This is a genomic window from Aureimonas sp. SK2 (assembly GCF_029813115.1).
In the GTDB taxonomy this organism is placed as follows: Bacteria; Pseudomonadota; Alphaproteobacteria; order Rhizobiales; family Rhizobiaceae; genus Aureimonas.
Genome location: NZ_JAPZDS010000031.1, coordinates 1 through 20,138 on the forward strand (window position 1 = coordinate 1; position 20,138 = coordinate 20,138).

Genomic DNA, 20,138 nt, shown 5'->3' on the forward strand with positions numbered 1-20,138 from the left:
GAACACCGTCACGTCCGACCCGTCGCGCGGCGAGGCGATCTGGCAGCCGGGATTGAAGAGGTCGGCCGGGTCGAGCAATGCCTTGATCCCGGCGAGGATCTCCTGCTGCACCGGCGAGCGCCGGGCGGCGAAATCCTCGCGCTTCAGGCGGCCGATGCCGTGCTCGGCGCTGATGCCGCCCTGGTAGCGATCGACGATCGCGTTCAGCGCCTTCTTGGCGAGGGCGAGCTTGGCGTCGCGCTCGGCGCGCGGGAGGCCGGCCGGCGGCAGGACGTTGAAGTGGATGTTGCCGTCGCCGACATGGCCGTAGGCGACGGGCAGGCAGTCCGGCAGGCGCAGGGCCATTTCCTCCATGCCCTCCGCGATGAAGGCGGCGACCTTGGACGGGGGCACCGAGAGGTCGGTGCGCAGGTGGACGCCCCGCTTCGCCTGCCCCTCGTTCATGCCGTCGCGGATCTGCCAGAGGTCGGCGGCCTGCGCGTCGGAGGCGGCGAGCACCCCGTCGATCACGTAGCCGCGCTCCATCGCCAGTTCGAAGAAGCGCTCCACAAGCGGCTTGAGGTCGAGAGAGCCCGTGGCCGACACGTCGATCAGCGCATAGGCAGGGGCCTCGGCGATCTGCGGCAGGGCGAGGCTCGGATCGGCCTCCTTGGCCAGCATCATGCCTTCCGGCGGCACCAGTTCGAAGGCCGAGAGGAGATCGCAGCACTCCCGCCGGGCCAGCGCATAGAGCGCCATCACGTCGTTGCGGTCGGCGAGCGCCAGGAAGGCCGTCTCGACCCGGCTCGGCTTCGGCACGAGGCGGATCGCGGCGGCCGTGATGAGGCCGAGCGTGCCCTCCGCGCCGATGAAGAGCTGCTTGAGGTCGAGACCGGAATTGTTCTTGCGAAGCGTCGACAGGCCGTTCCAGACCGTGCCGTCGGCGAGCACGACTTCGAGGCCCAGGATCATCTCGCGCGTCATGCCGTAGCGCAGGACGTTGATGCCGCCGGCATTGGTCGAGATGTTGCCGCCGATCTGGGCACTCCCTTCCGCGCCGAGCGACAGTGGGAAGAACAGGTCCTCCGCCTCGGCCGCCTCCTTGATGACGGCGAGCACGCAGCCGGCCTCGACCACCGCCGAGAAGTCCGCCGCGTCGATGCCCCGGATGCGGTTCATGCGCTCCATCGAGACGACGACGTGTCCGCGCGCGCTGGTCGGCAAGGCGCCGAGCACGAGACCCGTGTTGCCGCCCTGCGGAACGAGGGCCAAGCCGTGCTCGGCGCAGAAGCGCACCATGTCGGAGGCTTCGGCCGTGTCGGCCGGCCGCAGCACCGCCACGGCGCTGCCCTCGACGTCGCCATGCCAGTCTCGGCGGTAGCGCAGCGTGTCGGCCGCTTCGATCAGCACCGAGCGGCTGCCGAAGCGCTGGAGAAGCGCCGCTGCTAGCTCGGTCGGCGCGACGGCGACGGCGGCGGTGACGTTGGCATCCATGAATCTTCTCCTCCCGGGCCCATGGAATGCACGCCTGGAAGAAGAGCGGCAAGGGTCGTGTGCTGCTTGTGGTTTAGCCGGATGGCGACTTGGAGGCTGCGCGCTCAAGCCAAGCCTGGAGTTCGGCCTCCGCCTGGTCGAGCCCGGCGCGGTTCAGGAGCCGGCGCATCAGCGCGAGGCTGACGGCGCGGGTGCGCAGGTTGAAGAGGTCGGCGCCGCCCGCCCCGTCATAGGCACCAACCTTCTCGTAGACTTGCTGCAACCGGTTCTGGACGCTGCGCAGCGAGATGCCGCGCCGTTCGGCGATCATCCGGTCGGTGAGGCCGAGGGCGAGGTCGACCAGCACCTCGTATTCGACGTCCGACAGCCCTTCCGAGCGGTTGGCGGCCTTCTGCTGCACGCCGCGGATCTCGCGGTCGATGACGCACTGGCCTTCCACGAAGACGCCCCTGAGGGCGAGGCCGAGCCGCTCCTCCGACGCCGATTTGAGGATATAGCCATAGGCGGCACCGGCCGGAACGATGCGCGAGACGCCGCGCACATAGGCTTCGTCGGCGTAGTTCGACCAGAAGATGATGCTGGTGTCCGGCCGGTCGCGCCACAGCGAGCGCGCCATCTCGACGCCGGTGCGACGCGGCATCTGGAGGTCGACCACGATGGCGCGCGCGTCGCGGCTTCGCGCCAGACGCTCGCCCTCCTCGCCGTCCGCCGCCTCGATCAACGCTCGTCCCGGCAGCACATGGCGGATCACGTCGCGCAGGAAGGCGCGGTGCACGGCGTCGTCCTCGACGAGAAGGATCTCGTCGGCGCTCATCGAGCCGCTCCCTTTGCGGGCAGGACCAGCGACATCAGCGTGCCCTGCCCTCCCGGCTGGCGGTCGAGGAAGAAGTCGGCGGAGATCAGGCGCGCGCGGGTCTGCATGTTGCGGATGCCGCCGACGCGCCGGCGCTGGGGCATCGGCGCGAAACCCGCGCCGTCGTCGCGCACCTCGATGCGGAGCGCGCCGTCCTGGCGGATCGCCACGCCGACCTCGATCAGCGAGGGCTCCGCGTGGCGGGCCGCGTTGTTGACCGCCTCCTGGACAATGCGGAACAGCGCGATGCGAAGCGCCGGGTCCAGCGCGTCCACCCGCCCGTCGCTTTCATCCTCCAGCCGCCAGGCGATGCCGGAATCGTGCAGCGCGCGGCCAAGGAAGTCCTCCACGCCTTCCGCGAAGCCGAAAAGTTCGAGCACGTTCGGCCGCGCGTCGTCGATGATGCGACGCAGTTCGTCGACGCAGCGATGCAGGCCGTCGATCGCGGGCGACAGGCTGCCCGGCTCCACGGGACCTTCGCGCAGCGTCTCCAGCCGGCGCACGATGCGGGTGAGATCGGCCAGCGTCTGGTCGTGGAGGTCCATGCCGATGCGCTGGCGTTCGCGCTCCAGCTCTTCCGTCAGGCGCAGCGCGCCCTCGCGCAGGCCCTCCTCCCGCGCACGGCCTTCCGCCTCCTCAATGGCGAGGCGGCGCGCGTCCTCGGCGGCGCGCAAGGCGTAGAAATAGGGCGCCAGCACCTCCGCCACGTGCCGCGCGAGGGTCACGTCGTCCTCGCCGTAGAAGTCGGCATCGTGCTTGGAACAGGAGAAGGCGCCGATCACCTCGCCGCGCACCAGAAGCGCCGCGTGGATCCGCGAGCGCAGGTTCTGGTCGAAGATCGGATGGTTGAAGGCGCCGGCGAAGCGGAAGCGCGGGTCCTGCGTCGCGTCGCCGGTCACCATGAGGTGCGTCTCGCCGAGGAGGATGCTGCGGATCGGGCTGCCCGAGACCGGAACGGGATGCGGGGTGAGGCTCCAGTCGGTGTGGAGGCCTGCTTCGTAGGCGGCGTGAATGTGGCCGCCCGATTCGAGAAGGCAGACGTCGAGATGGTCGTGCGGCAGCACGTCGCCGAGCTCGGCCGAGACGGACTGGATGGCGGCCTGGAAGTCGAGACGGCCGGCCAGCGCCCGCGAGATGCGCAGGAGATGGCCGAACACGGCTTCCGCGCCCGGCAGGGTGCGGGCGCGCGTTGCGCGACGCGTGGATTTGGCGACGGTGGTCATGGCGCGATCGCACCATGTTTGCCCGGCCGTCGCCAGTGCCGATCGCATGGCGGGCGCGGGATTGCCGGCACGCCTTTTGCGGGAACCCGCAAACGCGGTGCGCGAACCGCGCTTGGACAGGTGAGGCCGGGCGGTCAACACTCGCACCGGCCGTCGGGAGCGGCCCTCTCCGCGCGGCCTTGCACGGGGAACGAACGGGAGGGGCCGAAGCGGCCCATGGGAGGACCTATGACCCTGAAGCAACTTCTGACGGCGGGCACCGCCGCCGCATGCCTCTTCGCCGCTGGCTCGGCCTTCGCCGACACGGCCGACAAGACTATCGCCCTGTCCAACAACTACGCCGGAAACTCCTGGCGCCAGGCAATGCTGCAGAGCTGGAAGACGGTGACCGACAAGGCCGTGGCCGACGGCGTCGTGAAGTCCGCCGACGCCTTCACCACCGCCGAGAACCAGGCGACCGAGCAGGCCGCGCAGATCCAGAACATGATCCTGCAGGGTTACGACGCCATCGTCATCAACGCCGCCTCGCCGACCGCGCTGAACGGCGCGGTGAAGGAAGCCTGCGACGCGGGCATCACCGTCGTGTCCTTCGACGGCATCGTCACCGAGCCCTGCGCCTGGCGTGTGGCGGTGGACTTCAAGAAGATGGGATCGGGCCAGCTCGACTATCTCGCCGGGCGTTATCCCGATGGTGGCAACCTCCTCGAGATCCGCGGCCTCGCCGGCACGTCGGTCGACACGGAGATCCACGAGGGGATCGCCGCGGGCGTCGCCGCCCATCCGAAGTTCAAGATCGTGTCCGAGGTCCAGGGTGACTGGACGCAGACCGTGGCGCAGAAGTCCGTCGCCGGCGTCCTGCCAAGCATCCCGCAGGTCGTCGGCGTGGTGACGCAGGGCGGCGACGGATTCGGTGCGGCCGAAGCCTTCGCCGCAGCCGGCCGCCCGACGCCCACCATCATCATGGGCAACCGTCAGGACGAACTCGCCTGGTGGAAGCAGCAGAAGGACGCCAACGGCTACGAGACCATGTCGGTCTCCATCGCGCCGGGCGTCTCGACGCTGGCCTTCTGGGTGGCGCAGCAGATCCTCGACGGGCAGGAAGTGCCGAAGGATCTCGTCGTGCCCTTCCTGTCGATCGATCAGGCGGGCCTCGAGGAGGCGCTGAAGACGACACCCGAGGGCGGCGTCGCCAACGTCGAATACAGCCAAGACGACGCCAAGAAGGTCATCGCCGAGGCGAAGTGATGGACGGGGCGTCGAAGGACGAGGTCCTTCGACGCCCGTTTCGACGGCCTGATGTCCGAAAGTGAGCCGATGATGCCAACCGACGGCGGCCCCGCGTCCGCCACCGCCGCCCCGCGCCCGCTGGTGAACCTTGCGGGCGTCGCCAAGGCCTATGGCGCCGTGCGCGCTCTCGGCGGCGTCGATTTCGTCGTCGCCCCGGGCGAATGCGTGGGGCTCGCCGGCCACAACGGTGCGGGCAAGTCCACGCTGATGCAGGTCCTTGCGGGCAATGTCCGTCCGGACTCCGGCTCGCTCCAGATCGCCGGGTCGGACGAGACGGGCCGCTACTCGGTGGAGCGCGCCGGACGCCTCGGCGTGCGCTGCGTCTTTCAGGAGCTCTCGCTCTGCCCCAACCTGACGGTCGCCGAGAACGCGCGGGTGCGCCATCGCTTCCTGCGCGGCTTCGGCTGGCGCAAGCGGGCCGCGCGGCTCATCATCGGCCAGCTCGACGCGATCTTTCCCGGCCACGGCATCCGGCCAAGCGATCTCGTCTCCGACCTCGCGCTCGGTCAGCGGCAGATGGTGGAGATCGCCACAGTCTTCGCGCCGGGAGAGACGCCGCTGTCGCTCGTGATCCTCGACGAGCCGACCTCCTCGCTGGACGCCCAGGTGGCGGGCCAGCTACTCGCCCATGTCCGGCGCTTCACGGCGGGGGGCGGCAGCGTCGTCCTGATCTCGCACATCCTCGGCGAGATTCTGGAGACCTGCGACCGCATCACCGTCATGAGCGACGGCAAGGTCGTCGCCGATCGCCCCGCCGGGGACTTCACCCGCCATTCGCTGGTCGAGGCGATGGGCCACGTGGCGCACGAGGCCGACGGCACGGCCGAAGCCGGCGACGCCGCGGACCGTTCGGCCGCGCCCGTCGTTGCCGCCGCGACGCCCCCGCGCCAAGGTGATGGGCGCCGCCTGGAGGCGCGCCGAGGCGAGATCATCGGGCTCGGCGGCCTCGCCGGCCACGGCCAGACGGCGCTTCTCGTCCTTCTCCAGAATGGCTCGGCCGGCCGCTCGCGCTTTGCCGAGCTGAAGGGTCGCACCGCCTTCGTCGCCGGCGATCGCCAGACGGACGGCGTGTTTCCGCTCTGGTCGATCGGCGCCAACGTCACCGTGCGTTCTCTGCGCGCGATGAGCCGGTTCGGCCTGATAGACGGCGCGGCGGAGCGCGCCATGGAGGACGAGTGGAAGGCGCGCATCGCCATCCGCACGCCCGACATGGGCAACGGCATCCTGACCCTGTCGGGCGGCAACCAGCAAAAGGCGCTGTTCGCCCGCGCGCTCGCCTCCGACGCCGAGATCGTACTGATGGACGACCCGATGCGCGGCGTCGACATCGGCACCAAGCAGGAGGTCTACGCGCTGATCCGCGCCGAGGCCGCCAAGGGCCGCACCTTCCTCTGGTACACGACGGAGTTCGACGAATTGCGCGCCTGCGACCACGTCTACGTCTTCCGGTCGGGGCGCATCGTCGCCGACATGGCACGGAGCGAACTGTCGGAGGCGCGGGTCCTGCAGTCCTCCTTCGCCGAGAGCGCGGCATGACGCGCTCGCCCGCCCTCGCCCGCACGCTGCGCGACCTCCTGCCGCCGATCTCGCTGGCGCTTCTCCTCGTCGCGATCTTCGTCATCCAGCCGCGGGCCATGAGCTATCTCGGCCTGTCGCTGATGCTCAACCTCGCGCTGCCGATCGCGCTCGCCACGGTGGCGCAGCTCTGCGTGATCGCGGTCAACGATCTCGACCTGTCGATCGGCGGCTTCGTGTCCTTCGTCGCCTGCATCGGCGCGACGCTCCTCAACGACGCCCCGCTTCTCGGCGTCCTCGCGCTTGTCGGCTGCATCGGCGTCTACGCGCTGCTTGGCGCGCTGATCCACGTTCGCAACCTGCCCTCCATCGTCGTCACGCTCGGTATGAGCTTCGTCTGGCTCGGCGCGGCCGTCCTTCTCCTGCCGAGCCCCGGCGGCAGCGCGCCGGCGTGGCTCTCCGGTCTGGTGAAGCTGAAGACGCCGCTGGTGCCGCTCGCGATCATCGCCAGCGCGCTCCTGGCGCTCGCCGGCCATTTCCTCCTGATGCGCTCGTCCTTCGGCGTCGTGCTGCGCGGGGCCGGGGGAAATGCGCAGGCGGTCCAACGCGCGGGCTGGTCGCTGCTGCGCGCCAAGATGACGATGTACGCCCTCTGCGGGTTCTTCGGCGTGCTTTCGGGCCTCGCCCTCGTCGGCCTGACCACCTCGGCCGACGCCAATATCGCGCTGCGCTATACGCTCCTGTCGATCGCCGGCGTGATCCTGGGCGGCGGCGAGTTCACGGGCGGGCGCATCTCGCCGATCGGTGCGGTGCTCGGAGCCCTCACTCTGACGCTCGCGGGCTCGCTTCTGTCGTTCCTGCGCATCTCGCCGGACTGGCAGATCGGCGCGCAAGGGGCGATCCTGATCGTGGTGCTGGCGCTACGCGCCCTCGTCAACCGCGTGGAAAGGCAGGCGGCATGAGCGGCGCGACCACCCCCTCCCCGACCGTCCGGCGCGCCGGCAAGAGCCGGCCCTGGATCTTCTCGTTCCTGGGCGCGGGCGCGGTGTTCCTTGCCACGATCGCCTTCACGGGCGGTACGGGCGCTGGCCAGATCCTCTCCACCGCCCTCACCTTCGCGACCATGTACGTGATCGTCGGCCTCGGGCAGATGTTCGTCATTACGACGGGGCCGGGCAATGTCGATCTCTCCATCCCCTCCACGATCGCCTTGGCAGGCGCCGTTTCGATGACGGTGATGGGCGGCAGCGAAGCCATGATCCTGCCGGGGCTCCTGGCGGCGCTCGGCGTGGGCGTCGCTGTCGGCTGCTTCAACTTCGCCCTGATCCGCCTTCTCCAGATCCCGCCGATCATAGCGACGCTGTCGGCGAGCTTCCTGATCCAGTCGGTCGCCATCGCCTATGGCCGAGGCCTGCGCGTGCGCCCGCCAGCCGCCTTCGGTGAGTTCGCGACGGGCCGGGTGCTCGGGGTGCCCTATCTCGCGCTCGCGACGCTTGCTCTTTGCGTTCTCATGGGCGTTCTCCTCCACCGCACCGTCTACGGCCGCTCGATCTCGGCCATCGGCCAGAATCCGCGCGCCGCGCTCCTCGCCGGCATTCCCGTCGAGCGGCTGCGCTGGGTGACCTACGTTCTGTCCGCCGTCCTCGCCGGCCTGTGCGGCGCGGTCCTGGCCGGCTTCTCGGGCGGCTCGTCGCTCAACATGGGCGAGGAATATCTTCTCGCCTCCATCGCCGTGGTGGTGGTCGGCGGCTCGTCCGTCTCGGGCGGCCAGAGCAACGTGCCAGGCCTCTGGGGCGCGTCGATCTTCCTCTACCTCCTGGTGACGATGCTCAACACGTTCGGTGTCGGGGCAGGCCTGCGGCTGCTGCTGACCGGCCTCATCATCATCGCCATCATCACCATTGCCGGCGGCCCGAAGACCGGCCGCAACTGAAGGAGAAGCCCATGGCGATCATGACGCCCTACGAGATCGACGACGAGCGGTTCGAGGCGCTGACGCTTCTCAACGTCGAGCTGGAGGTGCTGTTCGAGGGGTGCCGCTGGGCCGAAGGCCCGGTCTGGTTCGCCGACGCCGGGCATCTCGTCTGGAGCGACATTCCCAACAACCGGATGATGCGGCACATCCCCGACGTTGGCACCTCGGTCTTTCGGCAGGGCTCGAACTTCTCCAACGGCAACACGCGCGATCGCGAGGGCCGGCTCCTGTCCTGCGAGCACGGTGCGCGGCGGGTGAGCCGCACCGAGACCGACGGCTCGATCACGGTGATCGCCGAGAGTTTCGAGGGCAAGCGCCTGAACTCGCCCAACGACCTCGTGGTCCGCTCGGACGGCTCGATCTGGTTCACCGACCCGACCTACGGGATCATGGGCGACTACGAGGGCAACAAGGCGGAACCGGAGCAGCCCGTGCGCGGCGTCTATCGCGTGGATGGACAGAGCGGCGCGATTCGCCGCGTGGCGGACGATTTCCTCCAGCCGAACGGGCTGGCCTTCTCGCCGGACGAGAGCCTTCTCTACATCGCCGACTCGGGCGCCAGCCACACCCACGGCGCGCCGACCCATATCCGGCGCTTCCGGGTGGAAGGCGAGGGATTGAGGGATGATGGTGTGCACTGCGTGATCGACGCCGGCGTTCCCGACGGCATCCGCGTGGATACGGCCGGCAACCTCTGGTCCAGCGCGGCGGACGGCGTGCACTGCTTCGCCCCGGACGGCACGCGCCTCGGCAAGATCCGCGTGCCGCAGGTCGTCGCGAACCTGTGCTTCGGCGGCCCGCGACGCAACCGCCTCTTCATCACCGCGACGCGCTCGCTCTATTCGATCTATGTCGGCGCGCGGGGCTGCTGAGCGCCGCGCTTCGCCAGATCAGATCATGCCGAGGATGCCGTTCGATCCCCCGTTGTTCCCGAACAGAGCCAGGATCGGGGAAGACGCCGCGCTGCCGTTGGCGCTGTCGTAAAGCGAGGAGAAGCGCGAGATGAACTTGTCGAGCTTCTTCACGTCCTGGAAGTCCTTGAAGTCGATCTTGCTTTCCAGAAGCTTGGCCTGCTTCTCGATGTCCATGCCGGCGATGCCGGCCGGCAGACCGAAAGCCGTACGCACCACCTCGAACAAGGCCTTGTCCGCCAGGATTCCGTAGGGTCCCGTCACGTCCGGCGCCTTGCGCAGGAAGTAGAGCGCGAGACGAGCGCCCTCGCTCTGCTCGCCCACCTGCTTTTCCATGGTCTGGAGCAGATACTGGTTCTGCGTCGACAGGAGCTTGGCGCCACTCTGGGCGCCTTCCGCGTCCCGCCGGATCTTGCCGTCCGTCGTGAAGTTGAAGGCCTGAACGAACTGGACGTACTTCTTGTCGCCCTTCGCGTTGGCGAAGCTCTTGGGATCGGCGAGATCGCTCGTCAGGAGTCGGCGAAGGTCGCGATCCGAGATCGTCGCGTCCTGGAGCCCGTAGGCCTTGAGCGCATAATCGACGGTCTTGCGATCCGCGATGAGGTCGTCGAGCGAGCGGATCTGCCCGACGGCCGTGAGGTAGGTCTTCGTGTCCGCCTTGATGCGATCCTTCGTGGCCTGGCTCGCGTCCGTGCCGAAGGAGGCGGCATAGAGCGATCCGGTCGCGGTCTGGGCCGAGATCGACTGAGCGAGACGCGGTGTCGCCGCCTTGCCGTCGGGGCCGAAGTTGAACGCGGCGGCCAGGCGCTCGTAGCGCTCGTCCTTCAGCATGTTGACGTAGCTGGACGCGTCCGACGGGTCGCTCATGAGGACGCGGCGGATCTTGGTGGAGGATTCGGTCGCGGGGTCGATGTCGAAAGCCGTGAGGATATATTCGAACGCGGCCTTCCCGAAGACGTCGTTACGGCCCAGAAGATCGTTGATCGACTTCATGTTCGACAGGCGTGACTGGAAGATCGACGTCTTCAGCTTGTCGTTCTGGATGGCCGTGTCCTGGTAGTTCTTGTAGTAGGACTCCTCGATCGTCTGCGCGCTCGCCCCGCCGGCGAAGACGACTCCGCTCGTCCTCAAGTTTCCGTCGTCCTTGAAGTTGAAGGCGGCGTTGAGTGCCGTGAACCTCTCCTTGTTGGCGATCTGCGCTGAGGTGGACACGGGCATCTGAGCCAGGGCGCTCGTATTGTCACCCGGCTGCGAGCGGAGCACGTTCTCGACGAAGGCCGTCGAGGTGATGCTGGGATCGATGCCGAACGACGTCAGGACATAGGCGAAGAGCTGCGGGTCGTCCGTGATGTCGGACGCCTTGACGACGCGTGTGATCGCGTCGCTGAAGTAGTTCGTCTTGACGGCCGCGGCCTGCGACGTCGCGCCCGCTCCGAAGCTGTCGAAATAGGTCGCCGAAAGATCGGCGGTCTGGAAGGTGTTGCGAAGCGGCATGCCGCTCGTCACGGTGCCGTTGGCGTTCAGGTTGAACATGCCTTTCAGCGCGACGAGGCCGGGATGCCCGCTCGTCGTGCCCGAGGTGATCGCCTCCTTGATGGCGCTCCGGTTGGACGAGGTCACCTCGAGCCCGGCCGCCTTCTCCAAGAAGCCGAACAGGATCGGGTCGCTGACGATGGCTTGGGCCACGTCCGTCCCATGCGGATCGGCGATGCCGGCCAGAAGCGCGTCGATCCGGGTGTTGAAGGCGCTGACATCGGTCGCCGCCCGGCCGGCCAGGGTGACCCTATGCTGGCTGTAGGCGTCCGTCAGCGCCTCCGTCTGGGCGGCCGTCTGGATCGCCGCCTTGTTGGCGGAGCCGAACTGGAACGAGGAGGCGAATTCGCGATAGCGCTTGTCGGTCAGCTTGTTGGCGAAACTGCCCGCGTCCGACAGGTCGCTTTCCAGGACCTTTCGAATCATGCCCTTGGACTGGATCTGATCCTCCAGGCCGTAGGCCTTCATGGCATAGGCGTAGAGACGCTGGTCCTTGAGCAGGTCATCCGGCGTCTTCACCTTGCCGATATTGGCCTTGTAGTACTCCGTGTCACGCTGAACCACCGCCTGCGTGGAGACCCGCGTCAGCGACTTGGCCATGTCGGCGCTGTAAAGCCGATAGTTCATCAGGGTCGATAGCACGGTGTCAGCCTTGCTCGGTCGCGCGGCGCCGCGCGGAAAAGTCGTGTCATTGTCGCCGCGCATGCTGAACGCGAGGTAAACGGCGGGTTGCCGTCACTTCAGCTTCAGCGTTTCGCCGCCGGTCTGCTGCTTGGGCATGAAGTCGAACTGGTCGACCATCACCTCTTCCACGACGGGCTTGCCATACCGCGTGTTGACGCCGTTCTTGAGTTCGGCGAGCAGCGCCGGCAGGTCGTAGCGCTCCGGGTTCTTGAAGTCGAAGTTCGAGACCGAATAGACCGACTTGAAGGCCGCATCGAGAATGATGGGCTCCGGCGGCACGGCGAGCCCCGCCGCCGTCTTCCCGTCGATCGTGTAGACGAAGCGCGCAAGCACATAGCCCTGGATCGCGTTCTCCGCGATGATCGGCACGGCGATCGTGTCGGTCTTCCTGTAGTCGAGACCTTCGAAATAGCTGGGCGCGGTCGGCGCCGGAGGCGGCGCCTCGGCCGCCAGGTTGGCGACCGCGTAGCCCGCTCCCAGCGTGACGAGGCAGACCCAGACGCCGATGCCGAGAAGCTTGATCATCCGATCCGCGTGCTCCCGTTGAGCGGCGCGCCGTAGGTGCCGTCCGATTCAGCCTCGGCGATGGCGCGCGTGATCAGCCCGGCGACTTCGGCGGTCGCCTCCATATGCAGTTCGAGAAGATGGCTGTTCTCGTCGAGCCGCTCGCGCAGGACGCTCAGACGGTCGCGCAGGTCGTGGCTCATGGACGCCGCCTCGACGCCGCGGCCGATCCGGGTGAGTTCCATGAGGCTCTGGTTCTTGCGGTGGCTGATGTCGCCGAGGCCGGAATGATCGCCGGCGCGCAGGGCCATCATCTCGCCGGCGAGGACAGCTTCGAGCCTGTTGATGGCCTGAGTGAGAACCGCTTCCAATGCCTCTACCCTTCTTGCTGCGGACATGCCGCTTCGATGTCAGTGACGGCGCTCGTCGCGATCCGCGCGTCAGCTCGTCTTCCGGCTCGGATCCAGGTCCTTGGGACCCGCCCGCCCGTCCTTCTCCAGCATCTTGGCGATGCCGACGCCTCCGGCGGAGGCCATTTCGTCGCCGATCTGCTCCGCCAGCATGGACCGCCAGATGTTGCCGGCCGTGCCCGTCCCGAAGAAGGCGGTGTTCTGGCTCGGCAGCATGTTCTCGATGAAGCTGCGCAGAACGAAGCTCTCGAACTTCTGCAAGGGGCGCAGTTCGCCGCTCCGTGACGTCTGGTGATGGAAGTCGACGTCCTTGAGCGGCGCGTTCGGCATCGCCTTTTCGAACGCCTCCGTCGCGGCGGGATCGGCCGGCTGCGGCGCCGAGGCCTTTGGCGACCCGTCCGCGGGGGCGGTCGAGGCCAGGGCTGAAATCAGGGAAACGGTCATGGCTGCCATTCCGGAAAAAAGTCGAAACGCGGCTCGAACGAAGCGCCGCGATCTGCTGAAAGACTCTTAGGCGAGGCTACTTATTCGAGGCTTGCGGACCGGGCGGCGAGATGATCCTCCAAGGCCAGGAGGAGTTCGGCGCGCTCGGTCTCGGCCCGCTCCACCGCTTCGGCCTTCTCGGCGGCACGCTCGATCCGCTTCTCCGTCGCCTGCGCCTTCGTCACCTTTTCCCGTGCGGCCGCCTCCTGCTCGCGCGTCTGGCGAAGAGCGAGGTCGTTGCGGCGCAAGGCCGCCGCCTTGCCCTCCAGGAAGAGCCCGTGCATCAGCGACTGCGAACCCAGCGTCTCCAGAAGCTCGCGCTCGTTCTCCAGGAGGCGGTTCTCCTCGCGCACGATCTCGCCGAGGCGCCACTCCTCGAGCTGGCGCATCTTCTCCTGCACGTCGCGCACGCGCGCCAACCGTTCGGCCCGGCTCTGCCCGCTCATCCGTTGATCACCCAGTTGCGGAAGCCCTCGATGAACAGCGTGAGATAGTCGCCGATCGAGAAGCCGAGGAGAACGAGACCGCCCGCCAGAACGAAGGGCAGCGAGATGAAGTAGATGGGGATCTGCGGGGTCATCTTGTTGGCGAGACCGACCGCGAAGTTGACGATCACCGCATAGACCACGAACGGGCTCGCGATCCGCAGGCAGAGATGGAACGTCTCGTCGAGATTGTCGACCAGCGAGGCGAGGCCCGCGCGGATCGAGAAGCCGAGCTCAACCGGCATGGCCCGGTAGGAGCCGATCAGCGCGTGGACGACCTCGGCATGGAGGTTGAGCGCGAAGATCAGGACGGTCGCCGTCAGCGTGATCAGCGAGACCAGAGCCGGGTCGGCCTCGTGGCCCTCGATCGGCACGCCGAGCGTCTGGCCCATGCCGATGGCGTTGGCGATCACCGCGCCCGAGAACTGGAGGGCGATCATGAAGACGCGGCCGAGCAGCCCGATCAGGAGGCCGTTCAGGAGCTCGCCGAGCATCATGGCGATGCGCAGGTCGTCGGAGGCGCCGCGCACCAGGGGCATGATGTCCGGCAGGAGGCGCGGCGACACGGCGAAGGCGATCGCCACGGCGACGAACAGACGGATATGGGCGGGGATGCGCAGGGAGGAGTAGCCAGGCAGCACCATCAGGCAGGCGCCGATCCGACAGAAGACCAGAAAGGCCGAGAGGACCAGAACCTCGGCGTCCGGTGTCACGAAATTGCCCCGAGCGCCTTGATGTCGACGCCACGCGCGATTTCCAGGTGCGACAGGACGGGCAGGTTCACGAAGATCCGCTCGATCATCATCCGCACGTAGGGGCGTGCGTCGGGCGAGGCGACGAGGACGAAGTTCTCGCCTTGGTCGGTCTTCTCGCGGATCACCTTGGAGGCTTCGGTCGCGAACTGCTCGACGAGGCGCGGATCGATGTCGAACTCGATCACGTCGCCCTTGGCGTCGCGCTTCAGCGCCTGGTGGAAGGCGAGGTCCCAGCGGTTGCCCAGACGCAGAACGCCGAGCTGACCGTTGTGAAGGAGATCGCCGCAGATCTGCTGCGCCATGCGGGTGCGCACGTGCTCCACGATCTTCTCCGACCGGCGGACATGCGGGGCGATCTCGGCGATGGCTTCCAGGATCAGCGTCAGGTTCCGGATCGAGACGCGCTCGGCCAGGAGGAGCTTCAGCACGGCCTGGAGGCCGGAATAGCTCATGTGGGTCGGCACGATCTCCTCGATCAGCCGCTTGTATTCGGGCTCCAGTCGGTCGAGCAGCGAGCGCATATCCTTGTAGGACAGGAGGTGCGCGAGGTTGTTGCGCATCACCTCCGACAGGTGCGTCAGGATGATCGACAGCGTGTCGACCGGTTCGAAACCGGCGCGGCGGGCGGACGAGGCGAAGGTCTCCGAGATCCAGGCGGCGCGCAGGCCGAAGGCGGGTTCGCGCGTCAGGTCGTGCGGCATGTCGGGCGCGGGCGCGTCGCCGAGAACGATCAGGAGATCGCCGAGGCGCACCTCCTGCGTCGCGACCGTCGTGCCGTGGACCTTGATCGCATAGGCCTTGCCGCCGATCGACAGGTCGTCCGACAGCTTGATTTCCGGAATGACGAAGCCGAAGCGCGAGGCGAAACGGCGGCGCATCTTGCCGACGCGGCTGGCCAGCTCGTCGCGCGAGAAGGACAGGTGCGCCGAGACCTGCTTGCCGAGCACCAGCTCGACCTCGATGATCCGCAGCGACTCCTTGACCGACTGCCGTTCGGCCTCGATGGCCTGAGCCTCCTGCTCGCGCTTGGCGACCTGCATCTTTTCCGCCTCGGTCGCGCGGCGGCGCGGAATGACGTAGGCGATCAGGCCAAGAATGAGCGCGACCGTAGCGAAGGGCAGGAACGGAAGGCCGGGCAGCAGCGACAGGACGAAGAGCAGCGAGGCAGCAACCATCAGCGCGCGCGGGTAATGCCCGAGCTGCGTCATGATGGCGCTTTCGGCCGCGCCGCGCGTGCCACCCTTGGAGACCAGAAGGCCGGCGGCGAGCGAGACGACGAGCGCGGGAATCTGCGTGACGAGACCGTCGCCGACCGACAGCTTCACGAAGACGTCGGCCGCGTGCGCGGCGTCCATGCCGTGACGTGTCACGCCGATGATGATGCCGCCGAAGATGTTGACGGCCGTGATGATGAGGCCGGCGATCGCGTCGCCGCGCACGAACTTCGAGGCACCGTCCATGGAGCCGAAGAAGGAGCTTTCCTCCTCCAGCTCGCGGCGGCGCGTCTGCGCCTCCTTCTCGTCGATCAGACCGGCCGAGAGGTCGGCGTCGATCGCCATCTGCTTGCCGGGGATGGCGTCGAGGGTGAAGCGTGCGCCGACTTCCGCGATGCGCGTGGCGCCCTTGGTGATGACGAGGAAGTTGACCGTGATCAGGATGATGAAGACGACGATGCCGATGACGAAGTCGCCGCCCATCACGAACTGCGAGAAGCCGCCGATGACGTAGCCGGCCGCGTTGTGGCCCTCGTCGCCGTGGCTGAGAATGACGCGCGTCGTCGCGATGTTGAGCGACAGGCGCAGCATGGTCGCGAGCAGCAGGACCGTCGGAAAGGCCGAGAAGTCCAACGGCTTCTCGATCCAGAGCGCCACCATTAGGATCAGGATCGACAGGGCGATCGAGACCACGATGCCCATGTCGATCAGGACCGCCGGAATCGGTACGAAGAGAACCGCCAGGATGGCGACGATACCGAGCGCGAAGCCGATGTCGCGCATGCTGGCCCGGGTCGGCACCGGTGAAGAGGAGATTTTCAGCGTATCGACGGCCATGCGTTTCGGTCCTGGACGGCGCCCTGCGCATGTGCGCCGGATGCGGGATCGTTAACGCTTTCTTGCCAGCCCGTGCTGGTGCCGGGCTGGCGGCCCCAAACGAGAAAGGCCCGAACCTGTGCGGTTCGGGCCTCTCCTGTCAAAGCCATGATGTCGTCGGCTCAGTAGCCGTGTTCGATTCGCGAGAAGGCTTCCTGCGTGAAGGCGTAGACCTGCGCGCCGGTGAAGGAGGCGGTGAAGGCGATGATGACGAAGATCGCGAGGATCTTCGGCACGAAGGTGAGCGTCACCTCCTGGATCTGGGTGAGCGCCTGGAACAGGGCGATCAGAATACCGACCAGCATGGCGCCGCCGACGGCAGGCCCGCAGGCGGCGACCACGGTCCAGATCGCGGACTGGACGATATCGATGGCGTCGGCCTCGTTCATGCTACTCGACCTTCACGCCGGACCCGAGCGGCAGGTCCTTGCCGTTGGCGAGCGTCGCCACCGCGCCGTCGCTGGCGACCTTGATCGACTTGACGACGCCCGAAATGGTGCCGTCGCCGCTGGTCACGGTCCGGCCGATCAGGTTGTTGGCCTGGGTCAGCGTCGAGAGCGTGGTCATCGCCTCGAGCTTCTGGTTCAGCTTGATGGATTGCTCGACGTTGGAGAAGGAAGCGAGCTGGCTCATCTGGGCCGTCGGATCGGTCGGATTCAGCGGATCCTGGTTCTTCATCTGCGCGACGAGGAGCTTCAGGAAGGCGTCGTAGTCGAGGCCCGTCTTCATCTCGCTGGTCTTGTTGGTGACGACGGGCGCGTTCGCCGTCGCCGCCCCGCTGGTGTTCGTGACCGTGGTCATGGTTCAGCGCGCTCCGGCTGCGACCGCCGGGCGGGCGGGCGTCTTGATGTCCGTCGGGAAGGTCCACTCGCCCGCCAGCACCACCTCTTCCATCGGAAGCAGCGAGCGGAGGCGCTTGAGCCCCTCGAAGTTGCGCTCGCGGTGCACGAGGTCGACGACATCCTGGATGCCGGAGCGGATTTCGGCGGAGGTGAAGGCGGCCAGGAGGCCGGGATAGGTCCGGTCGAACATGGTCCGCGCCTCGGCGGCGCCGGCCGGGTCGATCAGCATGAGCTGAATGATGAAGTAGAGCTGGCGAAGCGGCGTCGTCGCGTCTTCGGCCTGCATGACGTGGCTTTCCAGGAGGAAGGTCACGTCGTTCATGAACTCCAGATGGGTCTTGCGATCGACGCGCATGACCGCGCCGTTGACGAAGATTCGCTCGCCCGCCCGCAATGTGATCCGAAGGGTGGCCATTGCCTTACTCTCCGAGCCCGTCGCGGATCATGGCGGTGATGTCGATCATGGCGGAGAAGTCGTCGCTGCGGCCGAGGCGGATGGCTTCGGCCTCCCGCATGATCCACAGGCCGATCGAGATCAGCGCCGCGCGCAGCTCTTCCGGGAGGGCGTTCTCGGGGTTGGCGAGATCCTCGACGAGGACGCTCCAGAGGCTGCGGGTGAGGTAGATCGCCTCGACCGCCTCGCGGGACTTCGGACCGGCCGCCTGGGCACGCTTCAGGGCATCGACGGTGCGGTCGAGCGCCTCACGCTCCCGGTCTCGCGCCGTCGCGGAACTCTCCGAAGTGACTTCCGCATAGGAAAACTGATACATGCTTCATGTCCCGTAAGGCTGGTTCGCAGTCTGCCCTCGCGCGGGCGGAGGCTCGGTGGGAAGAATCAGATGTAGTCCATGAGGCTGAGACCCTTCAGGCGTCCGGTCACCGTGTAGGAGGCCTGGAGCTGGGTCTCGAGAGACGTGATGCGCTGGATCGCCTCCAGGGTGTCCACCCCTTCCAGACGCTCGATCGAGGCCTGCACGAGAACCATCTGCGAGCCGAGGCTCTCGTCGGCGAGCTGCACGCGGTTGAGCCGCGTACCGACCTGGGCCTGAAGAGCCGTGACCCCGTCCGTGCCGGCGCTGAGCCGTGTGACGGCGGCCTTGGCGACGGTCGCCCGTGCCTGATCCCCCATCGTCTCGATGCCGACGCTGTTGATGAGGGAGTATGCCGCGGCAAGCTTGCGGAACGCTGCATCGTTGGTGGACAGCGAGGATTCGATCGTCTCGTTCTTGGAGATGCGCGAGACGATGGGCGTGGTCGAGCCCGTGGACCAGTGGGGCGACCAGATGGCATCGAAATCGTCGTCGAACTTGAACTTGGTGCTGCCGGGCGAGGCGCTCCATCCATCGACGGAGAAGTATTTCTCGAGGTCTTCCGCCTTCACCGTCGCGGCCGTGACGGTGGTGGAATATTTAGTGCTGAGCGCGGAAAGGAAGCTGTTGAAGGCGTCGACGACCTTCCTGCTCCCGTCCTTCATCGGCGTCAGGTCGGTCTGAGCGCCCGCGAACAGGAACTGGCCCGTCGCATTGATGTTGAGCCCGCCGATCATCGATTCCAGCCCGGAGCGGGCCGTATCCTGCACCGCCTTGACGGCGACCTGGTTGTTGATCGCGCTGGTCAGGGTCGTCAGGCTGCTCGACAGGCTCCCGGCGGTGTCACGCAGGTTGGTCAGGACGTCGTCCATGACCTCCAGGCGGTTGGTGACGAGCTTGTTGGAATCCTGCATCCGCTTGATGGTGGATTCCTGCGAGTGGTACTGGACCGCCTCGCCCGACAACCGTCCGAGCGTCGCGCCGACATCGGCGAACCGGCCGGTGCCCTGCTCCGTGGTGGCGTCCTTGAGCTCGTTCTGGAGCCGCATGATCGTCGCGCGGGTCGACGCATTGAACGAGAGGGAAGAAATCGACATTGCCTAGACGACCCGTCAGATGGATTGAAGGAGCTGGGCCAACATCTGGTCGACCGTTGAGATGATCTTCGCGGAGGCCTGGTAGGAGCGCTCCAGCTCGATCAGGCGCGTCAGTTCGACATCCAGATTGATGCCGGTCTCGTTGGACAGGGTTTCCTCGGTCTTGGCGACCAGGGTGTTCATCGACAGCGCGGTCTGCTTCGCCTCGGCGCGAGCGTCCTGCAGCCAGCTGATCGACGAGGCCGCGTAGCCGCTCAAGGACGCGCGGGGATCGGCGCCGGACGTCGCCGAGAAGTTGCGCATGCTGTTCATGGCGTCGGCGAGCGCGTTGATGCGGCCGCTGAAGCCGCCGAGCGGTTTCGCGCCCTCGTTATAGGTGTAGTCGCCGCCGTTGACGCCGTCACGCAACTTGAAGGGGTTGGTAAGGACGCCGGCTGCGAGAGTCAGGGTCGAGGCGAGACCGGCATTCGGGTTCACCCCGGCCGGCAGGGTCGTTGCTCCGCCGGTCAGGCCGGCCGCCGGCGTGCCACCGAGCCCCGTCAGCCCGATCGTGCCCCGCCCGAACGCGGTGCCCGACAGCTCCAGGGCCGCGCCGTTGACCGAGACCGCTAGGCGTCCAGCGCCCAGCGCAGCGCCCGACGAGCTCTTGCCCTCGGCAATTAGGGTGTTCATCCGGGCCGCCAGCGCGGCCGGCGACGCGAGTTGGGCCGCATCGACTGAGCCCGACACGACGTAGTCGACGCCGTCGTAGCTGACCGTGAAGGAGATAGTGCCGGGCGTCGCACCAGCTCCGGTGACCGGGGTGCCGATCGCTAGGGGACCGAGCGCTTCGGAGGTCAGCTGCGTGGAGTTGAAGAGGCCGGCCAGGGCGGGCGCGGTCGGAGCACCGCCGTTCTGATCGGACTCGGAGAAGGCGGAGATGAGGCCGCGGGCCAGTTCGTCGAGCTGGGCGCCGTAGGTGTTGGCGATGCGGTCGCGAACGTCGGTCAGGCCGACCACCATGCCCGTCTTGATCGGCATGTAGGAGTTCCGGCCGGTGACGGCGACGCCGTCGATATAGAGCGCGTTGCCCTCTTGGCCGGCGTTCAGCGAGGCCGTCTTCTCGAAGGACACCGCGCGGGCCGTCGTTTCCAGCAGCGTGACGCCGGAGTCGGTGTAGATCACCATGTCGTTGCTGCCGCGCGTGCGCACGCTCACACCGACATATTC

General features: G+C 67.4%; 21 protein-coding genes. 5 read left to right on the plus strand and 16 right to left on the minus strand.

Going from position 1 to position 20,138, the window contains the following annotated elements:
- From O5O54_RS21410 to O5O54_RS21420, 3 genes are all read right to left on the minus strand, one after another.
- Positions 1–1,473, minus strand: a 1,473-nt coding sequence (locus O5O54_RS21410) for an FAD-binding oxidoreductase (protein WP_279483894.1), incomplete at its 3' end; no start/stop codon positions are given.
- Between the two features lie 73 nt (positions 1,474–1,546).
- A complete protein-coding gene (locus O5O54_RS21415; protein WP_279483895.1) occupies positions 1,547–2,287 on the minus strand; it encodes a response regulator transcription factor in 741 nt (246 codons plus the stop codon).
- Positions 2,284–3,549 (minus strand): ATP-binding protein, encoded by a 1,266-nt coding sequence (locus tag O5O54_RS21420; RefSeq protein ID WP_279483896.1) that lies wholly within the window; start codon positions 3,547–3,549, stop codon positions 2,284–2,286. Before O5O54_RS21420 ends, O5O54_RS21415 begins: the two co-directional genes overlap by 4 nt.
- A gap of 228 nt (positions 3,550–3,777) precedes the next feature.
- On the opposite strand from O5O54_RS21420, the gene O5O54_RS21425 reads away from it, so the two are divergent.
- The 5 genes from O5O54_RS21425 (at position 3,778) to O5O54_RS21445 (ending at position 9,198) form a co-directional block, all read left to right on the plus strand.
- Entirely contained in the window at positions 3,778–4,794 is a 1,017-nt protein-coding gene (locus O5O54_RS21425; protein ID WP_279483897.1) for an ABC transporter substrate-binding protein, read from the plus strand.
- 69 nt (positions 4,795–4,863) lie between these two features.
- Positions 4,864–6,372 (plus strand): sugar ABC transporter ATP-binding protein, encoded by a 1,509-nt coding sequence (locus tag O5O54_RS21430; RefSeq protein WP_279483898.1) that lies wholly within the window; start codon positions 4,864–4,866, stop codon positions 6,370–6,372.
- Positions 6,369–7,313, plus strand: a complete 945-nt coding sequence (locus O5O54_RS21435) for an ABC transporter permease (protein WP_279483899.1) — start codon at positions 6,369–6,371, stop codon at positions 7,311–7,313. The genes O5O54_RS21430 and O5O54_RS21435 overlap by 4 nt, the downstream gene beginning before the upstream one ends.
- Positions 7,310–8,284 carry an ABC transporter permease gene (locus O5O54_RS21440; RefSeq protein WP_279483900.1) on the plus strand — a complete coding sequence of 325 codons (975 nt, stop codon included), beginning with the start codon at positions 7,310–7,312 and terminating at the stop codon, positions 8,282–8,284. Before O5O54_RS21435 ends, O5O54_RS21440 begins: the two co-directional genes overlap by 4 nt.
- A gap of 11 nt (positions 8,285–8,295) precedes the next feature.
- Positions 8,296–9,198, plus strand: coding sequence for an SMP-30/gluconolactonase/LRE family protein (locus tag O5O54_RS21445; RefSeq protein ID WP_279483901.1), 903 nt, complete (start codon positions 8,296–8,298; stop codon positions 9,196–9,198).
- A gap of 18 nt (positions 9,199–9,216) precedes the next feature.
- Here O5O54_RS21445 and O5O54_RS21450 read toward each other — a convergent pair whose 3' ends face one another.
- From O5O54_RS21450 to O5O54_RS21510, 13 genes are all read right to left on the minus strand, one after another.
- Complete coding sequence (locus O5O54_RS21450; protein WP_279483902.1) at positions 9,217–11,412, minus strand: DUF1217 domain-containing protein; 2,196 nt, start codon at positions 11,410–11,412, stop codon at positions 9,217–9,219.
- Between the two features lie 93 nt (positions 11,413–11,505).
- The gene (locus O5O54_RS21455) at positions 11,506–11,979 is read right to left on the minus strand and encodes a hypothetical protein (RefSeq protein ID WP_279483903.1); all 474 of its coding nucleotides are present in this window, start codon (positions 11,977–11,979) and stop codon (positions 11,506–11,508) included.
- Positions 11,976–12,356 carry a hypothetical protein gene (locus O5O54_RS21460; protein WP_279483904.1) on the minus strand — a complete coding sequence of 127 codons (381 nt, stop codon included), beginning with the start codon at positions 12,354–12,356 and terminating at the stop codon, positions 11,976–11,978. Before O5O54_RS21460 ends, O5O54_RS21455 begins: the two co-directional genes overlap by 4 nt.
- Before the next feature lie 42 nt (positions 12,357–12,398).
- A complete protein-coding gene (locus O5O54_RS21465) occupies positions 12,399–12,812 on the minus strand; it encodes a rod-binding protein (protein WP_279483905.1) in 414 nt (137 codons plus the stop codon).
- Between the two features lie 80 nt (positions 12,813–12,892).
- A complete protein-coding gene (locus O5O54_RS21470; protein WP_279483906.1) occupies positions 12,893–13,297 on the minus strand; it encodes a hypothetical protein in 405 nt (134 codons plus the stop codon).
- Complete coding sequence (locus O5O54_RS21475) at positions 13,294–14,049, minus strand: flagellar biosynthetic protein FliR (protein WP_279483907.1); 756 nt, start codon at positions 14,047–14,049, stop codon at positions 13,294–13,296. Before O5O54_RS21475 ends, O5O54_RS21470 begins: the two co-directional genes overlap by 4 nt.
- On the minus strand, positions 14,046–16,142 hold the full coding sequence (gene flhA, locus O5O54_RS21480) for a flagellar biosynthesis protein FlhA (RefSeq protein ID WP_279483908.1): 2,097 nt from the start codon (positions 16,140–16,142) through the stop codon (positions 14,046–14,048). The genes O5O54_RS21475 and flhA overlap by 4 nt, the downstream gene beginning before the upstream one ends.
- A 161-nt stretch (positions 16,143–16,303) precedes the next feature.
- Complete coding sequence (fliQ, locus tag O5O54_RS21485) at positions 16,304–16,570, minus strand: flagellar biosynthesis protein FliQ (RefSeq protein WP_279483909.1); 267 nt, start codon at positions 16,568–16,570, stop codon at positions 16,304–16,306.
- 1 nt (position 16,571) lies between these two features.
- Positions 16,572–16,982 carry a flagellar hook assembly protein FlgD gene (gene flgD, locus O5O54_RS21490; protein WP_279483910.1) on the minus strand — a complete coding sequence of 137 codons (411 nt, stop codon included), beginning with the start codon at positions 16,980–16,982 and terminating at the stop codon, positions 16,572–16,574.
- 3 nt (positions 16,983–16,985) lie between these two features.
- A complete protein-coding gene (gene flbT, locus O5O54_RS21495) occupies positions 16,986–17,438 on the minus strand; it encodes a flagellar biosynthesis repressor FlbT (protein WP_279483911.1) in 453 nt (150 codons plus the stop codon).
- A gap of 4 nt (positions 17,439–17,442) precedes the next feature.
- The gene (flaF, locus tag O5O54_RS21500) at positions 17,443–17,793 is read right to left on the minus strand and encodes a flagellar biosynthesis regulator FlaF (RefSeq protein ID WP_279483912.1); all 351 of its coding nucleotides are present in this window, start codon (positions 17,791–17,793) and stop codon (positions 17,443–17,445) included.
- A gap of 65 nt (positions 17,794–17,858) precedes the next feature.
- Positions 17,859–18,929 carry a flagellar hook-associated family protein gene (locus tag O5O54_RS21505; RefSeq protein WP_279483913.1) on the minus strand — a complete coding sequence of 357 codons (1,071 nt, stop codon included), beginning with the start codon at positions 18,927–18,929 and terminating at the stop codon, positions 17,859–17,861.
- 15 nt (positions 18,930–18,944) lie between these two features.
- The coding region (locus O5O54_RS21510) for a flagellar basal body rod C-terminal domain-containing protein (protein ID WP_279483914.1) at positions 18,945–20,138 on the minus strand (1,194 nt) is incomplete at its 5' end.

Coding starts and splice junctions, on each gene's coding strand:
- O5O54_RS21415 (WP_279483895.1), bottom strand. CDS start 2,287: ATGAGCGCCGACGAGATCCTTCTCGTCGAGGACGACGCCGTGCACCGC.
- O5O54_RS21420 (WP_279483896.1), bottom strand. CDS start 3,549: ATGACCACCGTCGCCAAATCCACGCGTCGCGCAACGCGCGCCCGCACC.
- O5O54_RS21425 (WP_279483897.1), top strand. CDS start 3,778: ATGACCCTGAAGCAACTTCTGACGGCGGGCACCGCCGCCGCATGCCTC.
- O5O54_RS21430 (WP_279483898.1), top strand. CDS start 4,864: ATGATGCCAACCGACGGCGGCCCCGCGTCCGCCACCGCCGCCCCGCGC.
- O5O54_RS21435 (WP_279483899.1), top strand. CDS start 6,369: ATGACGCGCTCGCCCGCCCTCGCCCGCACGCTGCGCGACCTCCTGCCG.
- O5O54_RS21440 (WP_279483900.1), top strand. CDS start 7,310: ATGAGCGGCGCGACCACCCCCTCCCCGACCGTCCGGCGCGCCGGCAAG.
- O5O54_RS21445 (WP_279483901.1), top strand. CDS start 8,296: ATGGCGATCATGACGCCCTACGAGATCGACGACGAGCGGTTCGAGGCG.
- O5O54_RS21455 (WP_279483903.1), bottom strand. CDS start 11,979: ATGATCAAGCTTCTCGGCATCGGCGTCTGGGTCTGCCTCGTCACGCTG.
- O5O54_RS21460 (WP_279483904.1), bottom strand. CDS start 12,356: ATGTCCGCAGCAAGAAGGGTAGAGGCATTGGAAGCGGTTCTCACTCAG.
- O5O54_RS21465 (WP_279483905.1), bottom strand. CDS start 12,812: ATGACCGTTTCCCTGATTTCAGCCCTGGCCTCGACCGCCCCCGCGGAC.
- O5O54_RS21470 (WP_279483906.1), bottom strand. CDS start 13,297: ATGAGCGGGCAGAGCCGGGCCGAACGGTTGGCGCGCGTGCGCGACGTG.
- flhA (WP_279483908.1), bottom strand. CDS start 16,142: ATGGCCGTCGATACGCTGAAAATCTCCTCTTCACCGGTGCCGACCCGG.
- fliQ (WP_279483909.1), bottom strand. CDS start 16,570: ATGAACGAGGCCGACGCCATCGATATCGTCCAGTCCGCGATCTGGACC.
- flgD (WP_279483910.1), bottom strand. CDS start 16,982: ATGACCACGGTCACGAACACCAGCGGGGCGGCGACGGCGAACGCGCCC.
- flbT (WP_279483911.1), bottom strand. CDS start 17,438: ATGGCCACCCTTCGGATCACATTGCGGGCGGGCGAGCGAATCTTCGTC.
- flaF (WP_279483912.1), bottom strand. CDS start 17,793: ATGTATCAGTTTTCCTATGCGGAAGTCACTTCGGAGAGTTCCGCGACG.
- O5O54_RS21505 (WP_279483913.1), bottom strand. CDS start 18,929: ATGTCGATTTCTTCCCTCTCGTTCAATGCGTCGACCCGCGCGACGATC.